At 38.7% G+C, this 20,947-nt stretch carries 23 protein-coding genes; 11 read left to right on the top strand and 12 right to left on the bottom strand.

Going from position 1 to position 20,947, the window contains the following annotated elements:
- Positions 1 to 35 precede the first annotated feature (35 nt).
- Positions 36 to 896 (bottom strand): hypothetical protein, encoded by an 861-nt coding sequence (locus tag AC59HZ_RS24475; RefSeq protein WP_496548362.1) that lies wholly within the window; start codon positions 894 to 896, stop codon positions 36 to 38.
- A 274-nt stretch (positions 897 to 1,170) separates the two neighbouring features.
- Here AC59HZ_RS24475 and AC59HZ_RS24470 point away from each other — a divergent pair, with 274 nt between their 5' ends.
- The 6 genes from AC59HZ_RS24470 to AC59HZ_RS24445 all read left to right on the top strand — a co-directional run bounded on the left by AC59HZ_RS24470 (position 1,171) and on the right by AC59HZ_RS24445 (position 5,484).
- Positions 1,171 to 1,644 (top strand): hypothetical protein, encoded by a 474-nt coding sequence (locus AC59HZ_RS24470; protein ID WP_496548361.1) that lies wholly within the window; start codon positions 1,171 to 1,173, stop codon positions 1,642 to 1,644.
- Positions 1,641 to 2,144 carry a hypothetical protein gene (locus tag AC59HZ_RS24465; RefSeq protein WP_496548360.1) on the top strand — a complete coding sequence of 168 codons (504 nt, stop codon included), beginning with the start codon at positions 1,641 to 1,643 and terminating at the stop codon, positions 2,142 to 2,144. The genes AC59HZ_RS24470 and AC59HZ_RS24465 overlap by 4 nt, the downstream gene beginning before the upstream one ends.
- 154 nt (positions 2,145 to 2,298) lie before the next feature.
- The gene (locus AC59HZ_RS24460; RefSeq protein ID WP_496548359.1) at positions 2,299 to 2,721 is read left to right on the top strand and encodes an organic hydroperoxide resistance protein; all 423 of its coding nucleotides are present in this window, start codon (positions 2,299 to 2,301) and stop codon (positions 2,719 to 2,721) included.
- Between the two features lie 144 nt (positions 2,722 to 2,865).
- Positions 2,866 to 3,315, top strand: coding sequence for a MarR family winged helix-turn-helix transcriptional regulator (locus AC59HZ_RS24455; RefSeq protein ID WP_496548358.1), 450 nt, complete (start codon positions 2,866 to 2,868; stop codon positions 3,313 to 3,315).
- A gap of 18 nt (positions 3,316 to 3,333) precedes the next feature.
- Positions 3,334 to 4,389 (top strand): glycoside hydrolase family 113 protein, encoded by a 1,056-nt coding sequence (locus tag AC59HZ_RS24450; protein WP_496548357.1) that lies wholly within the window; start codon positions 3,334 to 3,336, stop codon positions 4,387 to 4,389.
- 144 nt (positions 4,390 to 4,533) lie between these two features.
- On the top strand, positions 4,534 to 5,484 hold the full coding sequence (locus tag AC59HZ_RS24445; RefSeq protein WP_496548356.1) for an isopenicillin N synthase family dioxygenase: 951 nt from the start codon (positions 4,534 to 4,536) through the stop codon (positions 5,482 to 5,484).
- A gap of 95 nt (positions 5,485 to 5,579) precedes the next feature.
- Here AC59HZ_RS24445 and AC59HZ_RS24440 read toward each other — a convergent pair whose 3' ends face one another.
- Positions 5,580 to 6,059: a DUF2231 domain-containing protein gene (locus AC59HZ_RS24440; protein ID WP_496548355.1), complete on the bottom strand. Its 480-nt coding sequence runs from the start codon at positions 6,057 to 6,059 to the stop codon at positions 5,580 to 5,582.
- A 12-nt stretch (positions 6,060 to 6,071) separates the two neighbouring features.
- Complete coding sequence (locus AC59HZ_RS24435; RefSeq protein WP_496548354.1) at positions 6,072 to 6,410, bottom strand: hypothetical protein; 339 nt, start codon at positions 6,408 to 6,410, stop codon at positions 6,072 to 6,074.
- 355 nt (positions 6,411 to 6,765) lie between these two features.
- Here AC59HZ_RS24435 and AC59HZ_RS24430 point away from each other — a divergent pair, with 355 nt between their 5' ends.
- A complete protein-coding gene (locus tag AC59HZ_RS24430; RefSeq protein WP_496548353.1) occupies positions 6,766 to 7,122 on the top strand; it encodes a hypothetical protein in 357 nt (118 codons plus the stop codon).
- 78 nt (positions 7,123 to 7,200) lie between these two features.
- Here the strand turns inward: AC59HZ_RS24430 and AC59HZ_RS24425 are convergent, their stop codons facing one another.
- From AC59HZ_RS24425 to AC59HZ_RS24415, 3 genes are all read right to left on the bottom strand, one after another.
- Positions 7,201 to 8,151 carry an endonuclease/exonuclease/phosphatase family protein gene (locus AC59HZ_RS24425; protein WP_496548352.1) on the bottom strand — a complete coding sequence of 317 codons (951 nt, stop codon included), beginning with the start codon at positions 8,149 to 8,151 and terminating at the stop codon, positions 7,201 to 7,203.
- 143 nt (positions 8,152 to 8,294) lie between these two features.
- Positions 8,295 to 9,251, bottom strand: a complete 957-nt coding sequence (locus AC59HZ_RS24420) for an exonuclease/endonuclease/phosphatase family protein (protein WP_496548351.1) — start codon at positions 9,249 to 9,251, stop codon at positions 8,295 to 8,297.
- Between the two features lie 252 nt (positions 9,252 to 9,503).
- Entirely contained in the window at positions 9,504 to 9,650 is a 147-nt protein-coding gene (locus AC59HZ_RS24415) for a COG4315 family predicted lipoprotein (RefSeq protein ID WP_496548442.1), read from the bottom strand.
- Positions 9,651 to 9,934: 284 nt separating this feature from the next.
- Here AC59HZ_RS24415 and AC59HZ_RS24410 point away from each other — a divergent pair, with 284 nt between their 5' ends.
- Both AC59HZ_RS24410 and AC59HZ_RS24405 read left to right on the top strand, forming a co-directional pair.
- Complete coding sequence (locus tag AC59HZ_RS24410) at positions 9,935 to 10,834, top strand: SDR family NAD(P)-dependent oxidoreductase (RefSeq protein WP_496548350.1); 900 nt, start codon at positions 9,935 to 9,937, stop codon at positions 10,832 to 10,834.
- A gap of 50 nt (positions 10,835 to 10,884) precedes the next feature.
- Positions 10,885 to 11,478 carry a TetR/AcrR family transcriptional regulator gene (locus tag AC59HZ_RS24405; RefSeq protein WP_496548349.1) on the top strand — a complete coding sequence of 198 codons (594 nt, stop codon included), beginning with the start codon at positions 10,885 to 10,887 and terminating at the stop codon, positions 11,476 to 11,478.
- 114 nt (positions 11,479 to 11,592) lie between these two features.
- Here AC59HZ_RS24405 and larA read toward each other — a convergent pair whose 3' ends face one another.
- From larA to AC59HZ_RS24390, 3 genes are all read right to left on the bottom strand, one after another.
- Positions 11,593 to 12,855 (bottom strand): nickel-dependent lactate racemase, encoded by a 1,263-nt coding sequence (gene larA, locus AC59HZ_RS24400; RefSeq protein WP_496548348.1) that lies wholly within the window; start codon positions 12,853 to 12,855, stop codon positions 11,593 to 11,595.
- 164 nt (positions 12,856 to 13,019) lie between these two features.
- Positions 13,020 to 13,988, bottom strand: coding sequence for a 2-keto-3-deoxygluconate permease (locus AC59HZ_RS24395; protein ID WP_496548347.1), 969 nt, complete (start codon positions 13,986 to 13,988; stop codon positions 13,020 to 13,022).
- 98 nt (positions 13,989 to 14,086) lie between these two features.
- Entirely contained in the window at positions 14,087 to 14,392 is a 306-nt protein-coding gene (locus AC59HZ_RS24390; protein WP_496548441.1) for a glycerate kinase, read from the bottom strand.
- 232 nt (positions 14,393 to 14,624) lie between these two features.
- Between AC59HZ_RS24390 and AC59HZ_RS24385 the strand changes: the two genes are divergently transcribed.
- Positions 14,625 to 15,731: a CdaR family transcriptional regulator gene (locus tag AC59HZ_RS24385; protein ID WP_496548346.1), complete on the top strand. Its 1,107-nt coding sequence runs from the start codon at positions 14,625 to 14,627 to the stop codon at positions 15,729 to 15,731.
- A 108-nt stretch (positions 15,732 to 15,839) separates the two neighbouring features.
- Here AC59HZ_RS24385 and AC59HZ_RS24380 read toward each other — a convergent pair whose 3' ends face one another.
- Together AC59HZ_RS24380 and AC59HZ_RS24375 are read right to left on the bottom strand one after the other, a co-directional pair.
- Entirely contained in the window at positions 15,840 to 16,196 is a 357-nt protein-coding gene (locus AC59HZ_RS24380) for a nucleotide excision repair endonuclease (protein ID WP_496548345.1), read from the bottom strand.
- A 106-nt stretch (positions 16,197 to 16,302) separates the two neighbouring features.
- On the bottom strand, positions 16,303 to 17,193 hold the full coding sequence (locus AC59HZ_RS24375; RefSeq protein WP_496548344.1) for an SDR family oxidoreductase: 891 nt from the start codon (positions 17,191 to 17,193) through the stop codon (positions 16,303 to 16,305).
- 191 nt (positions 17,194 to 17,384) lie between these two features.
- Between AC59HZ_RS24375 and AC59HZ_RS24370 the strand changes: the two genes are divergently transcribed.
- On the top strand, positions 17,385 to 19,322 hold the full coding sequence (locus AC59HZ_RS24370; RefSeq protein WP_496548343.1) for an electron transport protein: 1,938 nt from the start codon (positions 17,385 to 17,387) through the stop codon (positions 19,320 to 19,322).
- Positions 19,323 to 19,538: 216 nt separating this feature from the next.
- Here AC59HZ_RS24370 and AC59HZ_RS24365 read toward each other — a convergent pair whose 3' ends face one another.
- Positions 19,539 to 20,945, bottom strand: a complete 1,407-nt coding sequence (locus AC59HZ_RS24365; protein WP_496548342.1) for a sensor histidine kinase — start codon at positions 20,943 to 20,945, stop codon at positions 19,539 to 19,541.
- Positions 20,946 to 20,947: the final 2 nt, after the last annotated feature.

Raw genomic sequence — 20,947 nt, 5'->3', positions numbered from 1 at the left:
TAATTCGCTCCTTTTATTATCATGTTCCGTGGCATTTAGCGGCGGGTAACCATTTTTAATAAAGGAGCTTTTTGTGGCGGTGGTGCCGGCGGCGCATTCACCCATTGATTAGTCAATAATGCAGACCGTGAAAGGTAAAGCTGGACAAATTGGATCTCATAGTACTTATTCCATTCAAACCACTTATCCAACGTACTTATCGTGTTCAGCCCCTGACTGATTCGATCATTTGATGACCCGCCTGAACTATTGGAACGTTGAGTTGGGTTCGTCGCCCGATCGGCGTTAGGGATCTCATCCTTTTTGACCGGGACCTGTCTTTTGCTTGCTGGTTTTGCCGCAAGTGGTTCATTAGGTTCGATCTTTTTCGGTTGCGATAAGTGTGAATCTTCCCTTTGAGTTTCTAAGCGGCTCTTTAACTCGCCTGAAATATTTACACCAAGATTAGAAGAAACAGACACATTTCTTGAAGTCTGCTTATCCTTTCCTAACCCTTGGTTACTTTCGTTTGTAATGGTTTTTTTCTGTTGGCCTGGTGCCTCAACGTTTTTCGCTGTCTTGTTTACAACAGACTGGACGTTTCCTTTTGCCTGAGCCGGCAAACTTTTCGGCGTTGCAGCCTGTTTTCGGGACATCGCCTGTTGAGAGCCATGATTGGATGACTGCTGTTTTACTGCGGCTTGATTTTTATTAGCAGTGGCAGGTACTGTCTTATCCATTGCCTTAGCTTGGACGTCAGCTTGCAGGTTTTTGCTATCAGCTTTTGCTGCATGTGCTGCTGCATTTTGGGAATTCTGCTGCCCGTTAAGCTCGTTCTTTTCTGCAAAGGCATTGTGTGGTAAAAACAAAGCTGCTCCAACCATTAGGCCTGAAATAATAAAATGGCGGAAGTGCAATTTCTCACCCCCTTTCAACGAGTCATTTCTTACATGACACCATTCGACTCGTTGAAACATTTTTTGACCGTTTTCTCCTTTTCACGATACAAACGATTCTTTTTGCCTATCTCCCATGATTCAATTGGCTCGTATTTTTCATGCTTTTTAATAAAATTGGACTAAGCCAGCAAAGATAAAAAGTAAGGTGAAATTCATAAATTCCATTTATTAGAACAAAATAATTTGAAGAACATTTATTCAAAAATTGAAGGGGTTAAAGGAGCACCCTTGAATGACTTTAATCTTTTATTCAGTACTAAATGTGTTAGCTGTATACTTATTTATCAAAAAAGAGAAATACCTGCATATCCTTGAAATTCTCGTTTATTGGCTGCTTGCTTCTTATCTTTTTCAAAACTTTTCCGCACTTTGCTACATGAATTTTAAAACAATCATAATTCCCGCTCAGTTAAGCAATGCGTTTGCCCATTTTATAAACCGCATTGTTCTTATTCCTTTGCTCATGGTCACTTTTCTACACTTTTTCTTAACAGCCAGTTCCAATTTGAAAAAGCTGCTGTTAATGATCATCTTTATAATCCTGTTTGTAGGTCTGGAATGGCTCGCTGATTTTTTAGGTGTTTTTAAACATGTCCATTGGCGGCTTTGGTGGTCATTTTCCTTTTGGTTTGCCAGTCTGTTAGTGTTAATTGGTTTTATGAAATTTTTCCGTAAAATCCTTTTTAAAGGTGGATTTTATGTATGAACGTTACCTTTGATTGGAATGAATGGTTTAGCATTTTATCAGCTTCAACATTTTTTGGTTCGTTTTTCGTCATTCGAAAGTACTTCCCGCTTGTGATGGTAATCATTATTTGGGTTTATAATCTGGCGCTTGTTGCATCCATTGATTATTTTTTGATCGCTTCTCCCTTTAAACTTTATATTTTTGGTGATAATTCCAGTTATGAGCTTTCTGGCGGACTATTTCATTTTCTTATCTATCCTTCTGCCTCATTAATTTTTTTATTTGTTTATGATAAGTTCGATCTTTATGGAAAAAAAACAGTTTGGTATATTTTGTTTTGGACTGGATTTGCGTTATTTTTTGAATGGCTTTGCGTCATAAATCATGCTCTAACTTATAAAGGATGGAAGCTATATTATTCCATTCCTACTTACCCAATTGCGGCTATTATGTTGATTACTCTTTTTCGCTTTACCAAAAAGAAACTCCATAAGCTTTCCCTTCAAAAATCACCCTAAAGTTAAACGAGATGCTCCCAAAGCTTATTAATCGGGTGCATCTTTTTTGGTATTTAAATTGCATGCAATTTAATTGTTGACTATTAATATATTCCCCGTTATTATTTAGTTGTACACAATTTAATTTTATAAAATGTAAAAGGGGAGATTTTTGATGGAAGCATTATACACAGCAAGCGCAACCGCTGAGGGCGGAAGATTAGGAAAAGTAACAAGCAGCGATGGCACCTTGGATTTGGCTCTGTCCATGCCAAAGGCTTTAGGCGGACAAGGAAAGGAAAACGCCACGAATCCTGAACAATTATTTGCAGCCGGCTATGCCGCCTGCTTTGATAGCGCATTGAATTTAGTGGCACGGCAAGCAAGAAAACGGATTGAATCTAAGGTAACTGCTGAAATTTCTTTAGGAAAAGACACGGACGGAGGATACAAATTAGCAGCTGCTTTAAATGTGGCAATAGCTGGTGTCTCTTTGGAAGAAGCAGAGGAATTAGTAAAACTCGCACATGGAGTTTGTCCTTATTCTAAAGCTACTAATGGTAATATTGAGGTTGAATTAACAACTAGGTTATTATAAATGGATGGGAGAAAGGGAAACCAATGGTTTCCCTTTCCTGCTTTATATTAAGTAAATATTTTATTTATTACTCACTTGATTTTTTATAAAATAATTTGTATTATAGTAAATAAATATTTACTATAATAAAGGACCGTGAGCTTAATGAGCAGGAAAGATAAAATTTCCCAAGGTTTTGTACAGCTATTGCCCCTAATTTTTAACACCTTAAGTCAAGAGCCAGGCCATAAAACTCTTCCTAAACAAACGGAATTAACCCATCTCCAGTCCCATATCTTAGAGACACTATTCCATTCTCCCGCGGGGATTTCAATATCTGAAATAGCCAGAACCATTGACATTTCCAAACAACAAATGACACCAATCATCCATAAGCTTGAGGAAAGTGGTTACATCATCAAAGTTCGAGATGAAAAGGACAAAAGGTCTTTTCAAATAATGCTGACTGAAACTGGGAAAAGTGTGATTACAAGAAAATGGGAAGGTCTTTACCATCTGTTCTGCAATAAGCTGGAGCAGATTAGTGAAGAAGACCAGGTGGATTTAGAATATGCCATTTATAAAATCAATCGCATCTTAGGGAAACTTAAATAATGAATGGAGGATTTTGAAATGGATCAACAAATTCACAATCAAGCACTATCCCGCAAAGGCATCAATTACGATGTCGGGACTTTTACCCGCGGGAAAAACTCTTCATCCTCGCGCGACCTATTCGACCCTGCTGTTGTGAAACGGGAAATGGAAATTATCAAAAACGACCTGCATTGCAATGCCATCAGGATTTCCGGCCAAGATCCGGCCAGACTGACAATGGCCGCTGAGTTTGCCCTTCAACAAGGATTAGAGGTATGGTTCTCCCCTGCTTTAGTTGATGCAACAGAGCAAGAAACGCTTGATTACTTTGCCGAATGTGCCAAAGGGGCAGAAAAACTAAGAATGCAGTCCCCTGATATTATTTTTGTAGCAGGCTGTGAACTTACCTTCTTTATGAAGGGACTTGTGATTGGTGACACCTCCTTCGCCCGGATTAATACCTTCATGTCACCATGGCGTTTGTTGAAAAACACGATTCTAAAAGGCTCCTATCACAAACGTCTTAATGCTTTTTTAGCAAAAGCTGCAAAGGTCATTCGAACACATTTTCATGGCATGCTTACCTATGCATCAGGACCATGGGAAAACGTCGACTGGGATCTATTTGATTTTGTCGGTATTGATTATTACCTTGAAGCACATAACAAAAATACTTTCCGCGAGAAGCTAAGAACTTATTTTAAACACGGAAAACCTGTTGTCATTTTAGAATTCGGCTGCTGCACATACAAAGGCGCTGAAGAAAAAGGCGGATATGGTTGGGCCATTGTGGATCGAAGTCAAACACCTAATCAACTTAAAGGCCAGTTCACACGAGATGAGAGCGTGCAAGTGAATTATCTTAAGGAGTTGCTTGGTATTTTTGCGGATGAAAAAATGGATGGGGCATTTTTGTTTACTTTTGTCATGCCCAGCTATCCATTTAACGAAAATGCCTTATACGATTTGGATATGGCCAGCTACAGCGTCGTAAAAAGTTACCATGACCAAAAAGGGATAACCTATAAAGATATGCCATGGGAACCAAAGGAATCTTTTACGGCATTGGCTGAATATTATTCAAGTCATTAATCAGTTTTACCTTCATACCTTACATTCTTCCTAATCCTGATGGAATTAGGTCTTTATTCATATCTTTTTATTGTGTTTTTCTTTTAATTATGGTAATTTTTAATGGTTTGACAACGCTTACACCAAAGAAGGAGACATAATCATATGGCAAATCCAATCATTCGTACTTTAAACCTGAAGCATTTCACGTATGGAAACTCAGAACAACGCGCAGCTTTCGCAGAGGAATTTGCTGCTGGTTTAAAAGAAACAGGTTTTATTATTTTAGAAGGCCATGGAGTGGATCCAAAGCTAATCGACAAAAACTACGAGCTTTGGAAACAGTTATTTAGTCTAGATACAGAAACAAAAAAACAATATGAAGGAATTAATGGCGGCCAGCGCGGCTACACCGGTTTTGGTAAAGAACATGCGAAAAACCGTACCGTTGGCGACCTAAAAGAATTCTGGCATGTTGGCCAAGAACTGCCTGAAGGACATGCCCTGCTCAGTCAATATTCTGCTAATATTTGGCCAAATGAGGTTCCTGAACTGAAGCAAAATGGGGTAAACTTTTATCGCGAATTAGAACGTGTCGCTCGCAATATGCTAGAGGCTCTTGCGATGCACTTTGATCTGCGTCCGAACTTTTTTTCCGATATGATTCATGAAGGAAACAGCATCCTGCGTACAATCCATTATCCTCCATTAGAGGAATCCATGGATCCGAATGCCATTCGCGCTGCTGAACATGAAGATATTAACCTGATTACATTATTAGTAGAATCCACTGCATCTGGATTGGAATTGTTAACACGTGAAGGTGAATGGATGCCCGTAAAAGCAGAGACTGGACAAATTATTGTTGATGCGGGAGATATGCTGTCTCGGATTACAAATGAAGTCATCCCGGCCACCACACATCGCGTCGTGAATCCGGAAGGAGAAAATACAGCTCGTTATTCCATGCCGTTCTTCGTACATCCATACAGCACTTGTTTATTAGAAACCATTCCATCTTTTATTTCTGAAGATAATCCGGAAAAATATCCAGCAATCACGGCTGGCGATTTCCTGTATGAAAGATTGGTTGAGATTGGCTTAATTAAAAAATAGGAAGTCAGACAAACAATCTTCCTTATCTTTTATAAAATGAATTTAAAAAAGGGAAAGGCTCAAACCTTTCCCTTTTCATATCCAATGCTTTCTTATTAATACTTCTCCGATTCTGACTTATCATGGATTGGCTCGCTGCCTACCGCGTAACGGTAAACGAGATGTCCGCCCAACCACCCCCCGATCAAAAGAAAGATGAGCCCTAACAAAGAGAGAGAAACAGAACTCATTAACCGCCAACCGGATAATACATCAACACCGAAACGTATAAAAAAGCTGCACGTATACATCATGATTGCCGTAATCATCATGATCATATGGCGCATTGCCACACGATCAGCGCCCTCTTCCTGTGGGATGGCCATAAAGTCAATCATTCCAGTAATAAGCGCAGGCAGGGACAAAACCAGTCCTATGGCAAGATTATAAAACGAAAAACTCCACCAGAACGAAGCATCCTTCCAGATTCCAAGCAGATCACCTAGGAACGACACGGGTAATAGGGCCATTGGAAAATGCGTTACGACAGGGTGTACCGGATGCCCCAAAAACCTTAACTTACCCCGCTGTTTCATTTAACGCCCCCCTTACAAAACTCCAATAAGTAAGAGAACATATGCGATAACGGCAGCTAATGCATGAATGACGATTAGACCTTTAGGATGAGGCTTCCGGCGTAAATGGTAGGAAAAGAGTACGAATCCGCCAAGCGCGGCGATGAGGAATAGAATTAAGGAGGTAATAACAAGTGAGCCTGCACTACCCTGTACAACCCCAAGAATTAAAGTGATTAGACCAGCTGCAGCGACTACTCCATGGATAAGCGATAGCCCCATGGGCAAATCCCTCTGGCGAAGCCCTGAAACCCCAAGCACCAGACCACCAAGTGCCGCAATGGCAAAAAGAATAACAGATGAGAACAGCATCTTTACAATCCCCTCCATTTTTCAATTTTCAAGCAGTCAAATTCGGAAAAAACAATAAATCTAATTAATCAATATAAAAATTGATTAATAGGTTTATACATTATACTTCTGAGTTAATCAAAGAATAACTTGTTTAATTAAATTTTTTCAATTCAAAATAAACTTGTCTTTCTGTTGTATTTTTGACCTTTCTTCAATGGTAAAATCAGGGTAATATATAGTATAGTAATCATGAATTTCAATCATTAAAGTCTCCGAAAGGGAGTTTGGGAAGCCTTGAAAAGCTAGGCAGCGATTTCAAGTTTTAGCCTACCATGAAATCGGTGGAATAGGGAAAACCACCCTGTTGAACTTCTTGCACAAATCAGTAATCCAAAGACTGCGGGAGGAAAAAGCAAATGTTAGGCCAATATTAATCAGTATGGATGCTTTTGAGTTCGGCTCTCCAACGGAAATCCTCATTGCTATTCGTAAGCAATTGAATATCCCTGCTGTTATATTTGATTATGCACTGATTACCTATTGGTCTGCGGTAGGTGTAGCACCATTGGATTTGAAAAAGAGGTTTGGATTAGAGGACAGCATCATTTGGGACAGTGTGGAGGAAGTCGGCGGCGTTAGTGGAGTGAAAATCCCGCTGAAAATTATTCGCTCCGTAGCAGATAGATTAAATAGGCTCAAAAATAGGAAAGCAGGGGCTCCCATTTCTTAAGAACTCCCCTGCCTGCTATCCTAGCTCCAATGAAAATAAAGTCAAAGACATTCTTTTTTGTTTAATGCTTTTTCTTTTCTAAAAAGTAAAATCAGCAACGAGCCCCGTAGAATTAGACGGCCAAAGAGCATTCGGAGTCCGATCATTTTGGCTTTCACCAACAATATCAATCTTTTTCACAACTAGGTTGCCACGAAAAAGAATTAAATCCGATCTTCTGCTAAGCTGCGATACCAGGTTTAATACATCAAAATCCTGGCAGCACGTAAACCCAGGGCCTTCCCCTGCAATTGTCCATGCATCTTTAAAACCTGTATTCAAAAATAAGAGGTACGGTGGAGGATTGGTATTAACATCAAATCCAAAATCTCCTGTTATAATCAATGGGAGGTCAGCCGCATTGGTGAGTTGCACAAGTTCCGCTGCTTGTTGTTCCCGTACTTCCTCTGAATCAAAGTCGAGGCGAGTCGTCAATAATCTGAACTTCCTCCCATCCTTTTTTACATCAACGGACACCCAGCCTCTAGGTTCGATAAATAACTGGCCGCCAATGGGAGCCAGGAAATGCGCTTGATATTGTCTGGATTTTATGTTGGAGATGGTAAAATCCGAATCTTTCTTTGCGAGAATGATATTTCGATCCGTGAAATGAAGGATGAACCCGGTACTTGCCGGAACATCGATGTCTAAATTCTGATTAAACGCAATGGCCTCATAATTCAAGCCTCTATGTTTTAACTCTTTCAGAAGAATATCAAGAAAATCATACTCAAATTGAATCACGGGCTCAAATCCAGGTGGTGAGAATAGCTGCCATATAGCTGCGTCTTGGAGACAAATAAAATCAGGATTTTTCTTTTCAATCTGTTTGGCAATCGATTTTGCTCTTTCAGGAAAATTTGTAGCTTGTATTTGCCGGTAAATTTCTGTAACAGCTGGCGGAACTTGTTCAGGGGTGGTATTTAGTATGATTTCAGCATCTGCACCAAAATAGAGATCCCAAGTCATGACTCTTACTTGTTGTCCCATTACTCTTTCTACCTACTTTCTTATTAAATATATTGACTTTCTAGTTATTAATGACTATTCCCTGTCATTTCGGGGTGAGCAGTTAACACTCCGGTGAAACGTCGATCTCCACTATACCTTGAGTCTGCTTTCTTGACTCTTTCTTACCTAGTAAATGTAGCGACTTGCCCCCCAGAATTAGACGGCCAAAGAGCATTTGAAGCGCGGTCATTTTGGCTTTCCCCAACTAGATCAATCCCTTTTACACTCAGGTCACCACGAAAAAGAATTAAATTCGGCCTGATGTTAAGCTCCGATACCAGGTTTAATAAATCGGGATCCTGGCAGCATGTAAACCCAGTACCTTCCCCTGCAATTGTCCAAGCATCATCAAAACCCGCGTTTAAAAATAAAAGGTACGATGACGGAGGGGGATTGCTATTAGCATCAAATTCAAATTCCCCTGTTAAAATCAGTGGGAGATCAACCCCATTTGTGAGTTTTACGAGCTCTGCTGCTTGTTGATCGCGTATTGTCTCTGAATCATGATCGAGATGAGTCGTCATTAATCTGAACCTCTTTCCATCCTTTTTTACATCAACAGATGCCCAGCCTCTGGGAATAGGTATAAACTGGCCGCCAATGGGAGCTAGAAAAACTGCCTGATATCGACCGGAATTTGCATTAGAGATGTTAAAATCTGAATGTTTCTTTGCAAGAATGACACTTCGATCAATCAAATGAAGGAGGAACCCTTCACTAGTCGGCACCACAATATCTAAATTCTGATTAATCACAACGGCCTCATACTTCAAACCTTTGTTTTCAAACGCCTCGAGAAGTATTTTAAGAAAATCATACTCAAAGTGAATCTCCGGCTTAAAGCCAGGAGGAGATAATATCTGCCATATCACTGCCTCTTGAAGACAAATAAAGTCAGGATGTTTCTTGGAAACCTGTTTGGCAATCGCCTCTGCTCGTTTCGGAAAATTTGTAGCTTGTACTTGACGGTAAATTCTTGTGGCAATTTCCGGAACTTGTTCAGGAGCGGCCCCTATAATTATGGTTGCATCAGCGCCAAGATAGAGATCCCAAGACATGATTGTTACTTTTTGTCCCATTAATCTACCTGCTTTCTTTCTAAATTTTTGACCTTCTAGGTATGATATGTAGACAAGCTCTTTTAAGTATAGACAGAGTTCATGGAGTAAAGCTCATTTTCACCTTTTTGTTTCAAAAGAATGGTATGGAAAACCTCATTTACTTATGATACGGTTCACACCGATTAATCTGAAATTTCGACGTTAAAGTGAATGATAAAAATGGAAAGAGGCTTCCTCACAAACAATCAGTGAGAAGCCTCTCTTGATTAATTAAAACGTAGTTCCCGCATTAACAATATACCAAACATTCCCCACACCCTGGCCTTTTACATCGCCTTTTACCTTGTCTTTTATCCAATAATAAAGCGGATATCCTTTATAGGTCACTTGCCCGCCCCCATTATCCTCCCGCTTGATCGTGCTAAAATCACTTGGGTAAAAACCTTCTGGAACCTTGAAATCTTTGGCTGAAAACGCCGACCAGTTTGCCAGACATTGTCCGCTGCAATTTCTTTTTCAAGCTTGATCCTTTGTAAAATAATACAGTGTCATTCCTTTTCATAAGTCCTTGGAAAATTTCAAACTTATCTTTAAATTATTTAAACCATAAATTGTAAATTTTTATTACATTTTCCAAAATACTAACATACACTTTTTATAAATGAATGAATTATTCATTCAAAAAGGGAGGCTTTAACGTTATGAGTGAACGAGAATGGAATCTTCAGGATAAATATGTATTGATTACAGGTGCAACAAATGGAATCGGGCTTGCAGCAGCAAAGGCTATTGCTGCACGTGGAGCAAATATCGGAATCATTGCCAGGAATCAGAGAAGGGCAGAAGAAATTTCTATACAATTAAAGAAGCAAACGAGTAAACCAATAAAAGTGGATATCTTCATTGCTGATCTTTCCTCTCAAAGTTCCATTCGCCAAGCAGCCGAACAAATACTGGAAAGGTGCCCACAGATTGATATATTAGTGAATAATGCCGGAGCTTTATTCGATACCCTTCAGAAGACGGAGGAGGGTATGGAAATGACATGGGCATTGAACCACTTGGCACCTTTTCTTCTCACATCGCTTCTTTTAAACCGTCTAAAGGAAAGTGATTCAGCTCGGGTGATCAATACCTCTTCACATGGGCATAAGATGGTAAAAAACGGTTTGGATTTTGATAATATCAACGGTGAATATCTCTATACGGGAGTAAAAAAGTTAATGGGCGGTCCAACACTTCGCTATGCTCAGACCAAGCTTGCTAATATTTTATTTACATCGGAATTGGCACTTCGTCTGGAAGGAACAAATATTACCGTTCATTGTTTTGATCCTGGACTCGTTTCCACGAATTTTAATCAAAACAATGGAAGGATGGCCAAAGCGACAATGGCTGTCATGAATCTTTTTTCCCGTAAACCGGAGGAGGGTGCGGATACATTAATCTGGCTCGCCGAAATGAAGGATGTCTCCTGGCTAAACGGAAAATACTGTGCTGACAGACGATTAAAAGAACCGACAGCCGTGGCTGCTGACAGTGAATTGGCAAAAAGACTTTGGAAAATTAGTGAAGAACAAGTTGGGTTATCATTGAAATAATTATTATTATTTATCGTGTGAATAAAGCTTATGGAAGAGGATGAACGAAGGTGGCTCCATTAAATGATCATCAACTGGACCAGCTCCGGGATGAGCGGAGAGAACAAATAAAGAAAGCAGCCCTAAAAGTATTTGCCCGCAGAGGACTCGTTGGAACTAAAATGAGCATGATTGCTAAGGAGGCGGGTATTAGCCAAGGCCTATCCTATCGATATTACAGTTCTAAGGATGAGCTTTTTATCGCACTTGTTAAGGATGCAATGGAAGAAACCGCCAAGGCATTTGCAACATTAGGACTTATGAAAGGCTCCCCTTCAGAAAAAATCAAAGAATTTACCATAAGAATGCTGGATGCAACCAATAGACATTCCTTTATGCTCATCCAGCAAGTACAAACATCCGATGAAGTACCTGAAGAAGCAAAAGATATTGTCCAGCAATATCCAACTACTTCTTTTATTGAGCAAATGTTCCCCATATTTAAAGAGGGGCAAGAGAAAGGAGAATTTAGTAGAGGCGATCCAGTTGAGCTTTTGATGCTTTATTTCTCAGTCATTTCCGGTTTGATGCTGCTTCCTCATGGATTAGATGGGATAAACTTAAATCATAAGGTTGATAATTTAATGAAAATATTAGAGGAATGAAACAAATTTAAGTCACCTATCGTCATGGTCTCTAACCGGCTCGTATGACGTAGGTGACTTATTTTTTGAATGTATTCGTTCCTAATAAGTTATTAGGAAGCTTTTGAACACTTTTTACTCTTCCACGTAAGGAATCGTTAATGGACCTAATGGTAAAACAGCAATCGACATATTCTCTCCGTAAGTTTGTTTCAATTCCTCTAAAGTTTGTTCAATATTATGAGTAGGTTTTAGCATGGAACCGATAACCTGTTCATCTGTGAGCATGGAGTATACATAAACATCTGCCCAAACTTGCGTAACCGCTTGTTTCTGAACCTGCCATTGATCGAACATTTTAAAATTCGGATCATTGATTAGATCCAATAAAGCTTGCGGGCTATCCGCAAATTCAAAAATCTTCGAATAATTCCCATGACTTGGAAGTCCATCCGAGCATTCAGAAGCGACAATAATCGTTCCGCCTTTTTTCACAATTTTATGTGCTGCACTCATCCCTTTAACGGCTTGATAAAGATTTTGGTCAAGGGGGTAACCAGAATTGGATGTAATAACGACATCAAATCGATCGTCACACTTGATCATGGCATGTTCTTTTACAAATTCGCATCCTTTGTCATGGGCTTCATACAATTCACCAGCAAATACAGATGTGATTTCTTTTTCTCTATTTAATGTAACATTTAACATGAAATTAGGTTTACACATACGATTGATCTCACGAGTCATCTCTTGAACAGGGTTATCTTCCATATTCCCCCATGTAGAACGAGCATCCCCAATCATTCTTGCATTATGGAAGGTCATAATCGTTTCAATACCAGCAATGCCTGGCATAATCCCTTTTGGACCTCCAGAAAATCCAGCAAAAAAGTGGGGTTCGATAAAGCCAGTTACAATGCGAAAATCGGCTTCCACATATTCCTTATTTAAATATACATCACAACCAAACTTACTTTTTCCAACATTCACTAATGTTTCTTGATCATGACATTGATTGTTAATAATTCTTACATTATCGACAACCCAATCTCCAAGCATTTGAACAAATTCTTCCCTTGTTTGGTCACGATGGGTACCTGTTCCATTTATAATAACAAAATTTTCGATTGGAACATGATTAAGTTCTTCAATCAGTACGGGTACCATCTTGTGATTGGGTGTTGGTCTCGTAATATCACTGATAACTATAGCCACTTTATCCGTGGCTTTCACCATTTCTTTTAAAGGTGCAGTGCCAATTGGATTTTTTAATGCTTCTTTTAGGGCTCCAATATCATTTTCTAAACCTGGTAAATGATTAGGCTCAACAATAAATGCATCATCAGACACTTCAACTTCAAGTTCATTTTGGCCATATAATAGCTTTGTTTTCATTTTAATCGCTCACTTTCAATTTTTAAAATGTTAAATTAGGTAGTTTTAGAAAAAACAATGCCATTTATTTTCCTAAATAATACTATTTTAACTGCAGTCAATTTAATATTAGCCCCTGAGAATGCTCTCAGGGGCATATTTTTCAATTTATTTACCCAGAGAAATTAACTTGCCTGTCGCTCTTGCAGGTTTAATTTTCCTTTCCTCTGAAGCCTGTTTGCGTACCAGGCAACCACTATTGGACATAGAATTGCACTTACAATAACACTTGCAGCAACCATTATTGTTGCAGATCCCGCAACTTCAGCATAGGCAGGGTTTGCAGCGGCCACAGCAGCTGGAACTCCAGCGGCATTGCCAGCAGTGGTAGCAGCAGATAATCCTGCAATTCCGTTCCCTCCTGTTAAACGGTCTGCAAAGAATAGGGCAGTCCCAGTAACAACTACGACAGCAACCCCCAACAAGATTCCAGTCAAACCGGAAGCAGCTACTTTTTTGAAATCTAGACCGCACCCAAGACCAAATGCAAAGAAAGGAATTAGAACAGGAGCTGCTTTCCCAAAAAATTCACGAAGATCTTTATCCAAATTACCTACAATCATTCCCAGAATTAATGGAAGTACTGCACCAACCATCGCTTGCCAAGGGAAACCAGCAAGACCAGCAGCACCTAAAGTAAGCATTGTAAGGAATGGACCAGATTCAAGAGACATTATAGAGTAAGCACCTGCATCCTCTGGCTTACCAAATTGACCCATCAGAGCCATGTACATACCGCCATTCGTGTCATTCATAGCAGCAACAATGGCAAGTACTGACAACCCACCTAGCACCATTCCATTACCCATGAACTGTGCAGCAATAATACCAACAATTGCAGCCACGCCAATCTTTGTGAATAATAACACGCCGCCTTTTTTCATGATATAAGGTGTGGCCTTGAAGCTTAATGTTGATCCCATACAGAAAAAGAATACAGCCAAAATTGGGAGAGCGCCCGTCCAAAGGGCACCAGTAAAGGAACCAAAAAAAGTAGGCGTTCCAGGAAATAGCGTATTTAGTGTTGCACCAATGAGAAGTGGAAATAGCATCATTGAACCGGGAATTCTATCGAGTGTTGCTTTAATTTTCATAACGGTGTAGCTCCTCTCTAGGATTAATAATTTTTTTAAAAACAAAAGGGTCAATAACCGTAAAAATACTTGTCGAATTCTTTAAACTGTGGGAAATTTTATTTCCAATAAGCTAGACAAGCATCTAAAATTGGAACCATCTCAGGAGTTGCTCCCTTTTGTGGACCGAACACATGTGATGCTCCGTTCGGGCCAATTAAAGGGGTTTCTACATCCGATGCAATAAGAAACTTACAATCTGCTATTCTCTCGTCAAACTCGCTTAAATCAATAGAATGAATCTTAGCAAGCTCAGCACCACCAGTGGAGATTTTGTTTCCCTGCTCATCTAAAAGTGATAAATCAAGAGCATGGAGCATCCCCGCCCCACCATCATTGGTAGCTGAACCTCCCATTGCTAAAATGCCTTTTGAATGCCTCTTTCTATTGCTCTGGCTGCCTCAATGCACTTAAACTCTCCTTAAATGAGTCAGAGGCTATTACAATCTTCAAATTATTCCCCTTTCGAAAACGTTTTCATTTCTAGTTCTCATTATACTAATCTTGATTATAAGAAACATCGTGTGTACCATATAAAAAAAGGGACTAATTTTTTGAAATTTTCGTATGATTTAACTAACTTCTCGGAGGAAAAAGATGTTAACGAGAGAAATTGCCCAAACCATTGTTTTAGAAACCTCTCTACGCCTTAATAGAAATATAAACATTATGGATGAAAAAGGGATTATTATAGCCTCCTGTGATCCTTCTAGGATAGACGATATTCACGAGGGGGCACTTGAAGTTCTAAAAAGCGGTGAAACACTTATTATTCCTTTTAATGAAAAAGGTGTTTGGAAAGGAGCCCATCCCGGCATCAACCTACCGATTGTTTTTCAGGATAGAATTGTGGGAGTAATTGGCATTACGGGAAATCCCGAAGATATACAGGAATTTAGCGGCATCGTAAAAATGATTACGGAGCTTATGATAAAAGAAAAATTTATCGCTTCTCAATTGGAATGGAAACTACGAACCAAAGAAATGATTATCGAAGAACTTTTGAAAAGTTCTCCTTCCTACAGTACTATCGAACGTGGACTTAACCTAATTGGCTTAAGTCTTGAGGCTCCATTTATCACACATGTGATTCAAATGATGGATCGCGCAATCTCAAATCAAACATTAACTAATAAAATAGAAGGAATGATTGGTGAAAACCACTGCCTTGTAGGCTTTATCAATACTAATCGGATGTTTATCGCCTTTTCCGGATTCTCTCAGCAAGAAGCAGACAAAAAGCTGCAAAACATATACGACGAATTGAAAAAGCTGAAGTTAAAATTCCGACTTGCATACAGCACTTCTTTTAAATCGATGAGTAAGTTTAACCAATCCTATATTGATTGTGACCTTGCCCTTCAAATCAGTGACGAAGCAGAGGATTTTATTTCATTTGCCGACGTGGAACCGAAGGCATTAATTTATAAAATAGATCGTGCATGGGGAGAAAGGTTTAACAACAGAATCATGAACAAAACCTTGCTTAAATATGCTGATACTTTAGAAGCCTTTTTTAAAAATAATTTAAATATCCAGCAAACGGCTGATGACTTATATCTTCACCGAAACACACTCATTTATCGACTAAGCAAAATAGAACAAGAAACGGGTTATGATCCAAAAACGTTTAAAGATGCGTTAACACTACAGCTTGCTCTTTGGACAGATAAAAAGTTAAAAAGCGAGGAGCTTGCTAACTAGATAAACACAAACAGGTCAGGTACCTAAGGTAGATCCTATCTTTAAGATATCAATTATAAAAGGCAATAGGTATCGTAATTTAACAATACCTATTGCCTTAATGAAATTTTACCTAAAAAACACCTTGTCTATATTATATTTTGACTTGAGTTCATTAATAATATACGTTTCGTAAATTTCTCTATATACAGGGTCTTCGATAACACAAACCGCAATTTTAGTGACTTCATCTCTATGCATTTTGATTGGGGATACAGTATCCTCAAAATGCTTTTTAATTCTTTGTCGCAACTTCCTTGCTTTACCAACGAATAGTAGCTCTTGATTATTGTTATAGAACATAAAAATCCCTCCCTTATCCCTAGGGATAAGATGGAATTCTGTAAACCCATAAATATTGCTTAGCTCAGGATTATTCTGTTTGGTAATAGTAACAGTTGGTTGTGGAATGGTTATGTTTATCACTTCCGCTCACTTCCTCCTTCATATATATCAGTAAATGCTATCATAACATACTTTAGCAAGTTGCCCACAACTATCAATTCTAGCGGTTTCTTGCTCCACCTATTTTTTATCCATTTATAGCGGTTCCTCCGTCTATATTAAGAATTTGTCCTGTTACATAGGAGGAGTCGTCCGACGCCAAATAAACATAAAGAGGGGCTAGTTCAAAAGGTTGCGCAGCACGTTTCATTGGGGTGTTGCTTCCCCATGTTGCATATATTTCTGGTGGGAGGCTTGAAGGGATAAGAGGGGTCCATACAGCTCCCGGAGCAACCCCATTAGCACGAATTCCTTGATTAACGACGGATAAGGCTAAAGAGCGGGTAAAAGAGACAATTGCTCCCTTGGAAGCAGCATAATCGATCGCGTCTTCGCTTCCAGTGTAGGCAGAAATTGAAGTTGTATTGATAATAGAGCTTCCTGTTTTTAAATAGGGAATGGCTGCTTGTGTGAGATAAAAAAATGAAAAAATGTTTGTTTGAAATGTACGTTTTAGTTGTGCCGGAGATATGTCACTAATACTTGTCTGGGTATGTACCTCTCCAGCATTATTAACGAGAATTTCAAGATGTCCAAATGCTTCCATTGTTTTCTGAACCACATATTGACAAAACTTCTCATCCCCGATATCCCCTGCAATCGTTAGGCATTTTCTTCCCAATTGCTCCACTCTATTTTTTGTTTCTAATGCATCACCATGTTCATTTAAATAGACAATCACAACATCTGCTTCTTCTTTTGCAAAGGCAATGGCGACAGCTCTTCCGATCCCACTGTCCCCGCCGGTTATGATAGCTGCTTTGTTCCGCAGTCTTCCGCTTCCAGTATAATCTGGGTTTTCGGATATAGGTCTTGGAATCATAAAGGATTCAATCCCCGGATGTTGAGGTTGGTATTGTGGAGGATATGTGACAGGAACGGTTTCACATCTTTTTATATACCCAAAATGGTGATACATACATATATGCCTCCTTCGGTTATTTGTTTTATAGCATATTCTTAAAAATAGATATAGGTGAATGCCTAAGGGGTCTGGTTTTTATCTAATACTTTGTTTCGAAACATGGATTAGATAAGTATATTTCTTCCGTAAAGGCGGAAAATTAAGGGTGGTTTTTTGCACTTAGTTCTTATAAAGGAGGTAATAGGATGAAATGGATGTATTGTCTTGGTATCATTTTAGCTTTCATTTTTACTTTACGTATACCGGTTCATGCATTTATTCCTTCTGAAAATCAAATTGTAGAACCTGAAAAGGTGACAGTGGAGAAGGCCGAAGATAAACCAGCCTTCGACCTCTGGGGAAGAACCTTCTCCCATAAAAAGGCACATGAATTAATGAAAACAGCAAAAGGAAGGGAGTTATTATCTCCCAAGAACGGTGCTGTCAAAATTGATCAAGCCCTGTTGAATTTAGGAAGAAAGTCATTTTACGAAGAAACATTTGGGAATGAAGTCTTTTTATCCGATATTCTTGGGGCTTTTAACGGACCGCTAACCATTGAAAATTTCCAACAAGCAATAAAAGAATTAAACGGTAAGGGGACAACAAATTTACAGGTCGAATTGGCTGAAACCATAACAATTGGAGGAAAAACATATAAAAAAGGAACAAAAGTGGATACCGGTTTTGATGTGGCAAAAGGTTCTGACGAAGTCCTGGGCTTGCCGCTAGTAAGATCAGAGGGAAGGTTAAAAGTTGGACTTAGCTGTGCAGCATGCCATGCCACTGTTGATCCAGTTAATCAAAAAGTGATTGAGGGGGCCGTTAATACGGATGCTAATTTCGGACTGCTCCTTGCATTAGGTACCAACACATCAGCTTATTTTGCACGTGCTGACATTGCATCTCTAAAAGAATATATTAAGAGCTTAGAGAAAACTGTTGTAACAAGCGAAGGAAAAAAAGAACCCTTACCGGATTCAAAGTCATTGGAAGCAGCTGTTGATGATAGTGTAATCAAATGGCCTAAGGGAAACTTTGATGTTTCCAGCGATTTTATAAGTAATCCAACGCAGATCCCGGATTCTTTCACTTTAGGGGATCATCCTTACAGCTGGAGTGGTTTTGCGATGGCAGGACCGTTTAAAGGTTTAAGTACGTTAAATAATGCCGTTCACGCCCAAGGTTCTGATTTGACGACGATTGCCGAAGCCAGTCGAGCTCTTCTTGGCATCGACACCGAGGTATATTTAGGAACCATTCTGCAGAATGCGGCGAATCCGAAATATCGATTTGATCCAACACAAGGAAAGAAGCCTTCAGAGTTTTTTGCACAGGTTGATCCTACACCAGATGCTCCTGGATTAAACCAAGCGATTAAATTGCCCACCTATCCGAGGTCATCACTTGTATCACCGAATGGGGTAATTGTTAGCTCTCCAGGAACAAAAGCAGGGGAACAAAACAATGCTATGTCAGCATTTCAAAATACTCTCGTTCCTCCAAAAGCACCTGTTAAGATAACTGATAAGGAAAAGCAATTAGGCAAACGAGTATTTGTACAGGGTTCTTGTATATCGTGTCATGCAGGAAGCTTTTATACCAATAATCAAATTATACCCGTAGAAAAAATTGGTACGGAACCGACGCGTGCGCTTGGTTTAAAAAAGGCAGGCGAGTTTTTGAAAGATCCCGTGATTTATTCACCTGATACACCTGTGCCTGTACCAAAAGGTGCATTAGTGTTAAAAGTTCCGACTCAAGGCCTAAACCCTGGGCAAATCAATCTTGCGTTTGGAATTGGCAATACAAAGGGAGGATATAAAGTTCCTAGTCTTATTGGCCTTTATTGGTCTGCGCCATATCTCCATGACGGAGGGGTTGTAGTTGGAGCAAATATTAAAACTCAATTAGGACCAGAAGGAACATTAAATAAAAGTATTTTACCTGACCCGTACAACAGTTTACGTGCATTAGTAGATAAAAGCTTGAGAGCTCAAGTCATAAAAGCAAATCAGACTTCGGAAAGTCTAAGGAAATCAAATGTGACAGGGCAAGGGCATGAATATTGGATAGATGCTTCATCAGGTTTTTCTCAGCAAGAACAAGATGCTTTAATAAAATATTTACTAACATTGAAATAAACCTTTTAAAGACAGGCAGTCATAATCAACGCCTGTCTTTAAAAGGTTTATAATTATTTAGGCTGAAAATATTAGAGTAAATTTAATAACCTTATCGTAATAAGGTGTAGTACCATCAATTTGTTGGGTGTAAAATTCCTTCCAAAAATTATATAATTCCATTTTGCAACTTTAACAATCTTTGGATGGATATTCATTCCTCACAGCCAAACGCATTTATATTTGAATTTCAATCATTGTTCCATGACCAATTTCACTTTTCATAATAATCTCCCCATCATGGGCTTGAATAATATCATTGGCGATGGCCATTCCAAGGCCGGAACCTTTATGCGCAGCTCCCGTGTTGGTTCCTCGATAATAGCGGTCAAAAATTCTCTCAATTTCCTCTTTTTTAATCCCTTTTCCATTATCTTTTATGACGATATGAGTCCGTTCTTTCCTTTCGATACTTACAACAATTTTTACGTCTTGATCATTATGAACAATTGCATTATAAATTAAATTATTAATTACTCTCCGAAAGAGAATTTCATCTACTTCTATTGTAATATTCTCTTCTTCTACACGAAATTGAATATCACGTTTGCCGTATTTAGGATCGTTCAATATATCAATCACAATATTGCGCAGAAAAGACACAATATTTATCGCTTTTTTATTTAATGTTAATTCTTTGTTCTTTATTCTTGTCGTTAAATTTAGATCTTCAATCACTTCTTTTATATAGAGTGACTTCGTTTCTATAATCTCCGCATATTCCCTAATTTCGTCCAAAGAAAAATTATAATCGGGATCCTTGATCATTTCAGCATAGCCTTGAATCGAGGAAAGCGGAGTTTTCATATCATGAGAAATATTGGCTATCCATTCCTCTTTCATTAAGTCTAATTTCTTTCTTTCATTTTCATTTGCTTTAAGTTGGTTGGATAAATGATTTAAATTAAGAAATACATTTTTGTAAAGTCCCCGAGGTTCCGAATAATGATAGAATTCATGATTGGCCAGCTTTTTAATACCATCAATTAATGTATGTAATGGGCGTGTGAGCCTTTTACTAAAAATATACCCAATCAATAAAGCAATCAGAATATCAATCAGAAAAATAACCATTCCAACCTTAAATACTTGAAGGATGTCTCGATTATCATATGAAATAAAATATCGATTTAGATTTGGATTTTCAATTCCAATCAAATAGCTAAAATAACGGTTATTTCCCTTCTTTTCGCCAACATAAACAACCGTATTCGCCTTTTCTTTATACTTGTACATTTGAATCATTTCTAATGGCGTATATTTTTTCTTGATTTCTGAGGGGGCACGAAAACTGAATACATCTTGGCCATTTTCATCTAAAATTTGTATCCAGGCATTCCTTTTATTTAACTCTTTTTGTCCTTTTTCCGTAATTGTCACATGATCATTATTGGTGATCATTACGTTTTTTTGGAACTGTCTTGTAAATTGCTCTGGATTTGTTCTCTTTCCACTAAAAATCGGTATATCTAGATTAGATTGTAGAAATAGCAAAGTCAAAGCAAGGAACACATTAATGAAAATCACTAAGGTAACAACTAGTACAACAGAAAATAAATACCTTCCCGTCAACTTCCATTTCATAG

It is taken from the genome of Neobacillus sp. DZ-9 (assembly GCF_059587065.1).
This window is presented reverse-complemented; position numbering and strand designations above follow the sequence as displayed.

What these genes read in the sequence shown, in the direction of transcription:
- AC59HZ_RS24375 (WP_496548344.1), bottom strand. Translation starts at nt 17,193, where the DNA reads ATGTATCACCATTTTGGGTATATAAAAAGATGTGAAACCGTTCCTGTC.
- AC59HZ_RS24365 (WP_496548342.1), bottom strand. Translation starts at nt 20,945, where the DNA reads ATGAAATGGAAGTTGACGGGAAGGTATTTATTTTCTGTTGTACTAGTT.
- AC59HZ_RS24440 (WP_496548355.1), bottom strand. Translation starts at nt 6,059, where the DNA reads ATGAAACAGCGGGGTAAGTTAAGGTTTTTGGGGCATCCGGTACACCCT.
- AC59HZ_RS24465 (WP_496548360.1), top strand. Translation starts at nt 1,641, where the DNA reads ATGAACGTTACCTTTGATTGGAATGAATGGTTTAGCATTTTATCAGCT.
- AC59HZ_RS24455 (WP_496548358.1), top strand. Translation starts at nt 2,866, where the DNA reads ATGAGCAGGAAAGATAAAATTTCCCAAGGTTTTGTACAGCTATTGCCC.
- AC59HZ_RS24370 (WP_496548343.1), top strand. Translation starts at nt 17,385, where the DNA reads ATGAAATGGATGTATTGTCTTGGTATCATTTTAGCTTTCATTTTTACT.
- AC59HZ_RS24450 (WP_496548357.1), top strand. Translation starts at nt 3,334, where the DNA reads ATGGATCAACAAATTCACAATCAAGCACTATCCCGCAAAGGCATCAAT.
- AC59HZ_RS24435 (WP_496548354.1), bottom strand. Translation starts at nt 6,410, where the DNA reads ATGCTGTTCTCATCTGTTATTCTTTTTGCCATTGCGGCACTTGGTGGT.
- AC59HZ_RS24460 (WP_496548359.1), top strand. Translation starts at nt 2,299, where the DNA reads ATGGAAGCATTATACACAGCAAGCGCAACCGCTGAGGGCGGAAGATTA.
- AC59HZ_RS24470 (WP_496548361.1), top strand. Translation starts at nt 1,171, where the DNA reads ATGACTTTAATCTTTTATTCAGTACTAAATGTGTTAGCTGTATACTTA.
- AC59HZ_RS24410 (WP_496548350.1), top strand. Translation starts at nt 9,935, where the DNA reads ATGAGTGAACGAGAATGGAATCTTCAGGATAAATATGTATTGATTACA.
- AC59HZ_RS24395 (WP_496548347.1), bottom strand. Translation starts at nt 13,988, where the DNA reads ATGAAAATTAAAGCAACACTCGATAGAATTCCCGGTTCAATGATGCTA.
- AC59HZ_RS24425 (WP_496548352.1), bottom strand. Translation starts at nt 8,151, where the DNA reads ATGGGACAACAAGTAAGAGTCATGACTTGGGATCTCTATTTTGGTGCA.
- AC59HZ_RS24445 (WP_496548356.1), top strand. Translation starts at nt 4,534, where the DNA reads ATGGCAAATCCAATCATTCGTACTTTAAACCTGAAGCATTTCACGTAT.
- AC59HZ_RS24420 (WP_496548351.1), bottom strand. Translation starts at nt 9,251, where the DNA reads ATGGGACAAAAAGTAACAATCATGTCTTGGGATCTCTATCTTGGCGCT.
- AC59HZ_RS24385 (WP_496548346.1), top strand. Translation starts at nt 14,625, where the DNA reads ATGTTAACGAGAGAAATTGCCCAAACCATTGTTTTAGAAACCTCTCTA.
- larA (WP_496548348.1), bottom strand. Translation starts at nt 12,855, where the DNA reads ATGAAAACAAAGCTATTATATGGCCAAAATGAACTTGAAGTTGAAGTG.